Below are 7,355 nucleotides of genomic sequence, written 5' to 3'. Positions count from 1 at the left end.
CTAATAATTAATTTTTTAATTTTATTTTCAACCCCCACCCCCCAATCTTGGGGGCTTTAATAAGGAATTAGGATTGTGGCATTCAAAATGACCAACAATATATATTATACGAGGACGATGAAAAATAGGCTGAAGGAAATAGCGTTCAAAACTTCAGCCTATACCCTTCAGCCTTCAGCCTATTTTCAGGAGAACCGGACATGTCCACGGGGTGGACACAAGGGAGGATGAAAATAGTGGTAGGAGATAGAAGGTGGGAGGTAAGGAGATAGGCGTGAGGAGTGATGTTTTCTTTACTTTCTACTTTCTACTCTCTACTTTCTACTTCCTTATTTTCAGGGGAAACGCTCATGAACCTGCGGCTCACAAAGGGGGATGAAAATAATGGAAGAACAACCCCCTAACCCCCTTTATTAAGGGGGAATATCTGTTCTACACCATAGGATACGAGTCTGTGGATACTATACTAATTCGCTAATCTCTAATTCACTAATTCGCTATTTTCAGGGGAAACGCTCATGAACCGTGGGTTCACAAATGAGGATGAAAATAGTGGTAGGAGATAGAAGGTGGGAGGTAAGGAGATAGGCGTGAGGAGTGATGTTTTCTTTACTTTCTACTTTCTACTCTCTACTTTCTACTTCCTTATTTTCAGGGGAAACGCTCATGAACCGTGGGTTCACAAATGAGGATGAAAATAGTAGGTAGGAGATAGAAGGTGGGAGGTAAGGAGATAGGCGTGAGGAGTGATGTTTTCTTTACTTTCTACTTTCTACTCTCTACTTTCTATTTCCTATTTTTAGGAGAACCATTGGAAGTGTAGATATGGCATTTAAAATTAGACATTTATATTATATTACACACATAGACAATTTACCTTCTATATTGAAGAATGGCATTTTGTCACATAAACAGGTAGAAGAACGCCAAATCAGTTATACACCCATATATGATAAAGAGATTATAGAAAATCGTCGTAATAGAATTATACCTGATGGCAGTGGTAGAAATCTATGGGATTTTGCTAATGTGTATTTTCAACCAAGAAATCCGATGTTATTCAGGGTAGTCTGTGAGAAATCAGATAATGATATTGTAGTTATCGCTATTAAGTTAGATATATTGAATCGTAATGATATTTTTATTTCTTCGGGTAATGCAGCCAGTTCTGCTACAGAAATACTTCCAGCCAAAGAGGGAAAGAAAACACTATATAAATTAACAGAAGTTCTTGATAAAAAATGGTGGACTGAAGAAAGTGGAGATAAAAGGAAAATAATGGCTGAGTGTCTTGTCCCGGATATGATTTCACCAGAATATATTCATACAATTTATGTTGCAAATCATAATATTGCTAATAAAATAAAAGAATTTTTATCATCGTTCCCTATATCTGTTGTTCCCCAACCGAATATGTTTTTCAAACCTTCTCGTGAGATAGAAATTACTCCGTTGTTATATGTAACAGACGGAGATATGTTCTTTTCAAGGATGCAAACACTTACTATAAGTGTAAATTGTGTTGGTGTTATGGGAAAAGGACTTGCTTCTCGTGCAAAATGGCAGTTTCCAGATGTCTATGTTCAATACCAATATGTTTGCAGAAATCGTCCATTACAATTACAAATGGGAAAACCATATCTTTACAAACGAGAGAGTTCTCTTGATTATCAATTGGCAGATGAACCATCTACATTAAAAAATGGGAATGGTGCAACATGGTTTCTTCTATTTCCTACCAAGCAACACTTTAAAGAAGATGCAGATATAAAAGGGATTGAAAAAGGGCTAAATTGGATAGTTGATAATTATAAAAAAGAAGCAATAAAATCTCTGGCTTTACCTGCTCTTGGGTGTGGACTTGGAAATTTAAAGTGGCAAGATATTGGGCCTTTAATGTGTAAATATTTAAAAAATTTAGACATTTCCGTTAGAATATATTTACCAGCAGAAGAGAAAATGTCTGAAGAATATCTTACTAAAAAATTCTTAATAGGATAAGATTGATATGGCAAAGGTAACTATTCAGCCACTGATTAACACGGATTAGCAGGGATAAATATAGAGGACAGAGGGCAGAGGGCAGAAGGCAGAGGGCAGAAGGCAGAGAGCAGAGGGCAGAGGGCAGAGGACAACAGGAGGAAAAACCTTCAGCCTAACTACGGACACGATTTACGAATTTTCAGTGTTTCAGCCGTGTCTATCTGTGGCTGAATAATTACTGGGAAGTTGTTAAATAGTGTATGATTGTTATTACCAATTCATGAGGATAAGATGGAAGCTAATTTTCTACTGAATGAATTGAGGATGCCGGTTAAATATCTGAAAGGGGTAGGAGAAAAACGGGCAAAAATCCTTGCCGCACTCGGCATTAACCAGATAAAAGACCTGCTTGAATATTATCCGCGTGCCTATCACGATAGAAGACATCTTAAATCTATATTTAACTTAGTCGATGGGGATAAGGAAACATTTCAAGGAACAATCATTGGGTATAAGAAATCAAGATTGCCAGGACGGAAAATAGAGTTACTCAAGGTGGTTATTTCAGATGGCACGGGTTATGCCTTTTTGTTATTCTTTAACCAGCCCAAAATGGAAAAGTTCCTGACCACTGGTTTAAAATTAATTGTGAGTGGGCGGGTGCGTCGGTTTCGTGGAGAGATACAAATCACGGATTTTGAGTATGACATCTTAAATGAGCAGGAAAATGAGATGATTCATCATAATCGGATTGTTCCTATCTATCCTTTGACGCAAGAAGTTTCGCCTGTTCCTGGTGAAAGATTAATTCGGACCGCAATTAAAAAGGCATTAGAGACATACACCGCTAATCTTATTGAGATTTTACCAGCCAGTATTCTCTCCAAATATCAACTACCAGATATTAGATATGCTTTGAATAATATTCATTTTCCAGAAAATTGGACAGGGTATAAAAATGCAAAGAACAGACTCATTTTTGAGGAGTTTTTTTTATTACAATTAGCCTTAGGGATGACTAAAAAAAAGGCAGAACAAGAAAAATATATTAAATTTCAGACAGATTTTAAATTACTTACCGCTTTTATCCAATCTTTGCCATTTGTTCTCACTTCGGCTCAAAAAAAGGTGATTAAAGAAATAATTACGGATATGACCTCTGAAAAACCAATGAATCGACTTATTCATGGGGATGTTGGTTCCGGGAAAACCGTTGTGGCAACCTGTGCCGCCATAGTGGCATTTGAAAATGATTACCAGACTGCAATTATGGCGCCAACAGAAATCCTTGCAGAACAACATTATTTAACCATTCAAGGATTATTGTCAAATTTTGGGATAAATGTTGCTTTATTAACCAGTAGTATAAAAAAATCTGATAAAGACATAAGTTTAAGTCAGATAAAGAATGGTGAGATAAATATTGCTATTGGCACTCATTCATTAATTCAGGAAGGGGTAGAGTTTAAAAATTTAGGATTATGTATTATTGATGAACAACATCGGTTTGGTGTCCTTCAGCGGGCGGAGTTAAAAAACAAGGCAAAAGAAGCCTGTAAAGGCATAAGCCCGGATGTCCTGGTAATGACCGCGACACCGATTCCCAGAACTTTAGCCCTGACGCTTTATGGAGATTTAGATACCTCAGTCATTGATGAATTGCCGCCTAATCGCCAGAAGGTCATTACCAAATGTCGGTCAGAAAAAGACTTGCCAAAAATATATGCCTTTATTAAAGATGAAATTCAAAAAGGCAGGCAGGCCTATGTTGTCTATCCATTGATTGAGGAATCAGAAGAGCTGGAATTAAAAGCCGCAACCAGGATGTTTGCCCATTTACAAAAAAATGATTTCCCTGAATTCAAATTAGGCCTTTTACATGGCCAACTTAAAACCGAAGAAAAAGATAAGGTAATGAAAAGTTTTGCAGATAAGGAAATAGATATTTTAGTCTCAACTACGGTCATTGAGGTGGGGATTGATATTCCAAATGCGACGATAATGTTAATCGAACATGCCGAGCGATTTGGGCTGGCACAATTACATCAACTCCGTGGTCGGGTGGGACGAGGGGAACATAAATCATATTGTATCCTGGTTACTAAGAAAGATATTGCTGAATTGGTTAATTCTAATCAGCCAATAAATCTACAGGAAGACCCTGATTCGACTATTTTAAAAGGTGCCAGGCGACTGGGAACGCTATGTCAAACCTCAGATGGCTTTAAAATCGCTGAAGTAGATTTAGAAATTCGCGGGGCAGGCGAATTCTTTGGCACTCGCCAACACGGAATGATTAGATTGAAATTGGCTAATATCCTTTATGATGTTAAATGGCTGGAATTAGCCCGCAAAGAAGCCTTTGCTATCCTCGATAAAGACCCGTTCTTAAAAAAAACAGAAAACCAATTTATTTATAAAACATTCTCTTATCAATTCAAGGATAAACTTGTGCTGGGGGAAATTGGGTAAAGATTGAATTATCAGGTAAGCGTTCAGGTAATCCTTTACCGCAGAGACGCAGAGGAACAGAGAAGATATGGAAATAAATCAGATAACAGAAAAGATTATTGAGGTAATCATTGTCATACATAGGACATCAAAACCAAATTATTAATCAATCATGAGATGTCGGGCCTCAAAAGCTTGCTCTGATGAAAATCAGGAATGGAATGAAGCGTATGGTAAATAGTTTTTAATTTTTTCTCTGCGTCTCTGTGTCTCTGCGGTGAACGCTTACTAATTTTTTTGTTGATTATTATTGTTAAGTATGTTATAATTTAAAATCAGTCTAAGAAGACTTTAAAAGCAAGTAAGTGATAATTGGTAACTAATCACCATTCACCAATTATCAGTTACCAAAATGGAGGTGGTGAATTATGTTAATTATTCCAGCAATAGATTTAAAAGGAGGCAAAGTTGTCAGGCTAACTCAAGGCAAACCAGAGGAAGAAACTATTTATTCTGCCAATCCAGTTGAAATTGCTAAGATGTGGGAAGAAAAGGGGGCAAAACTGCTCCATGTAGTAGATTTAGACGGTGCTATCTCCGGCAGATTAGAAAACTTACCCCGGGTAAAAGAAATTGTCTCACAGATTAAAATACCGGTTCAACTGGGTGGTGGCATTCGAGACATAAAGAGTGTAAAAGAGGCATTCGAGACAGGGGTGAGCCGACTTATTATTGGCACAAAAGCCGCTATTGACCCAAATTTTACCCGCGCTATTATTGCTCAATTTAGAGAAAGGATAGTTGTTAGTATTGATGCCAAAGGTGGCAATGTTGCGGTTTGGGGCTGGCAACAAATGACAGAATATTCTGCCGTGACATTAGCTCAAGAAATGAAACAAATTGGTGTGCGAGAATTGGTTTATACGGATATTACCCGTGATGGTATGCTTGAAGGACCTAACTTTGATGCTATCCGTAGTTTTACTCAGGCAATTAAAATGAGAACTATTGTCTCTGGCGGCGTCTCCACATTGGAAGATATAAAAAAATTACTCCCTTATGTTCAATATGGAGTAGTGGGGATAATTGTTGGTAAGGCACTCTATACACAGGATGTGAAATTAGAGGAGGCAATTGCCATTGCCAAAGATACTTCCCCAGTAACACCACCAACAGGTGCTCAGATAAAAAAATTCCCAATAAGAGATAGTGGAAATCCGTGGTAAATGGTCAATGAAGGAGTAATCGTTCACCACAGAGAATGATTTTTAGAAAAAGCAATTAGAGAGCAAATAATTGGAGCAACAATGGCACTTCATAGGCATTTAGGTCCTGGTTTATTAGAGTCAGCCTATGTCCAGAAAAGATAATCGAGATGATTAAAGATATTAGAGCAGAAATTGGTGTTAAAGGTAAGGAATTATTTATGTCCATTCGAAGCGGTGTTGAGCGGTAAGATACAGGGCCCTGATTTACCTAAAAATTATATCGGTATTGGGCAAGGAAGTATGTTGAAAAGGATTAAAGAGGAAAATGGAATATGAAAATAAATAACACTCAATTAACACTTGAAAATTTAGAAACCATACCTCTTACTTATGGTGCTATTATTCTAAACAAAGAAAAATTTGTCAATGTGTTATGTGAGATTGATACTTTAAAAGACTTAAACTCTATGAAAGCTAAAATAAATGGATTGAAAAATATTGTAACTTATCCAAAGAATGACAGGGAAGGTATTGTAAATATTGATGCTAACGGAGATACAATTTCTGTACGTAAAGATGTTTTAGTTTCTGAACTGGATCAAATTTTGGAGGCACGAACATCGGAAAGAGCAAATTACTATCTCAAAAGATTAGAAAATGGCGTCCAAAAGATTAAAACCAGCAAAATTAATGATATAAATCTTCTTCGCTGGAAGGAATATGATGAAATTATTACTGATAGCCTTTGGGTTTTAGATAAAAGAGATACTTCTGGTGCTCATCTTGGTTGGTATTGGGGAAATTTTATCCCCCAAATTCCACATCAAATGTTGCTAAGATATACCACAAAGAAAAATTGGGTTTTAGACGCATTTGTTGGAAGTGGAACAACATTGATTGAATGCAGAAGGCTGGGAAGAAATGGCATTGGAATAGAACTAAATCAAGAAGTAGCAGAAAAGGCAAAAGAATTAATCAACTTAGAACTGAACCTAAATGATGTAATTTCTGAAGTAATTGTTGGAGATAGTAGAACAATCGATATAAAAACCATTCTTGGCAAATATAAGATAAGTCAGGTGCAATTTCTCATTATGCATCCTCCTTATCACGATATAATTAAGTTTTCAAAAGATGGCAGGGACCTTTCAAATGCGAAAAATACAGAGGAATTTTTGAAGATGCTCGGAGAAGTAATTGATAATGTAACCCCATATTTACAAAAGGGACGATATTTTGCTCTTGTAATAGGTGATAAATATTCTAAAGGCGAGTGGATACCTTTGGGCTTTTATTGTATGCAGGAGGTTCTGAAAAGAGGATATTTATTAAAAAGCATTATTGTGAAGAATTTTGAAGAAACAAGAGCAAAGACAAACCAACAAGAATTGTGGAGATTACTATGCCAACTAAATTAAAGCAAATTTTAATAGAAGGAGAAAGATTTTATTTCAGTTTATCTTTTGATATAGATGATTTCATTGGAGACGGTGTCTGGTGGTTACAGATTTATGACGATAAAGATAATCCTGATAATTCCAAAAGTGGCATATTACTACGAGATTGTTTAGGTTATGAAGGATGCCAAATGAAAATGCTCTTGGATAAGGGTTTGCAAGTTGCATTCCCGATTTATTTTTCTTGTAATCTGAGTAATAGTGAATTTTGAAAAAGCCCTTTTGGTTTTTAGCTGTAATATTATCAAATAGGCTA

Annotated in this window: 8 protein-coding genes; all 8 read left to right on the top strand. The window is 36.4% G+C overall.

The window, feature by feature from the left end:
- Window positions 1-253 precede the first annotated feature (253 nt).
- Window positions 254-379 (top strand): hypothetical protein, encoded by a 126-nt coding sequence (locus AB1422_14240; protein MEW6620471.1) that lies wholly within the window; start codon window positions 254-256, stop codon window positions 377-379.
- Between the two features lie 446 nt (window positions 380-825).
- Window positions 826-2,001, top strand: coding sequence for a DarT ssDNA thymidine ADP-ribosyltransferase family protein (locus AB1422_14235; protein ID MEW6620470.1), 1,176 nt, complete (start codon window positions 826-828; stop codon window positions 1,999-2,001).
- Window positions 2,002-2,274: 273 nt separating this feature from the next.
- Window positions 2,275-4,455: an ATP-dependent DNA helicase RecG gene (recG, locus tag AB1422_14230; GenBank protein ID MEW6620469.1), complete on the top strand. Its 2,181-nt coding sequence runs from the start codon at window positions 2,275-2,277 to the stop codon at window positions 4,453-4,455.
- A gap of 407 nt (window positions 4,456-4,862) precedes the next feature.
- Window positions 4,863-5,660, top strand: a complete 798-nt coding sequence (hisA, locus tag AB1422_14225) for a 1-(5-phosphoribosyl)-5-[(5-phosphoribosylamino)methylideneamino]imidazole-4-carboxamide isomerase (GenBank protein MEW6620468.1) — start codon at window positions 4,863-4,865, stop codon at window positions 5,658-5,660.
- A 54-nt stretch (window positions 5,661-5,714) separates the two neighbouring features.
- Window positions 5,715-5,804, top strand: coding sequence for a GxxExxY protein (locus tag AB1422_14220; protein MEW6620467.1), 90 nt, complete (start codon window positions 5,715-5,717; stop codon window positions 5,802-5,804).
- A gap of 33 nt (window positions 5,805-5,837) precedes the next feature.
- Entirely contained in the window at window positions 5,838-5,978 is a 141-nt protein-coding gene (locus AB1422_14215) for a hypothetical protein (protein ID MEW6620466.1), read from the top strand.
- A complete protein-coding gene (locus tag AB1422_14210) occupies window positions 5,975-7,060 on the top strand; it encodes a DNA methyltransferase (GenBank protein MEW6620465.1) in 1,086 nt (361 codons plus the stop codon). Before AB1422_14215 ends, AB1422_14210 begins: the two co-directional genes overlap by 4 nt.
- Window positions 7,045-7,311: a hypothetical protein gene (locus AB1422_14205; GenBank protein ID MEW6620464.1), complete on the top strand. Its 267-nt coding sequence runs from the start codon at window positions 7,045-7,047 to the stop codon at window positions 7,309-7,311. The genes AB1422_14210 and AB1422_14205 overlap by 16 nt, the downstream gene beginning before the upstream one ends.
- The last annotated feature ends 44 nt before the right edge of the window (window positions 7,312-7,355 follow it).

Source organism: bacterium (genome assembly GCA_040757115.1).
In the GTDB taxonomy this organism is placed as follows: domain Bacteria; phylum UBA9089; class CG2-30-40-21; order CG2-30-40-21; family SBAY01; genus JBFLXS01.
This window is presented reverse-complemented; position numbering and strand designations above follow the sequence as displayed.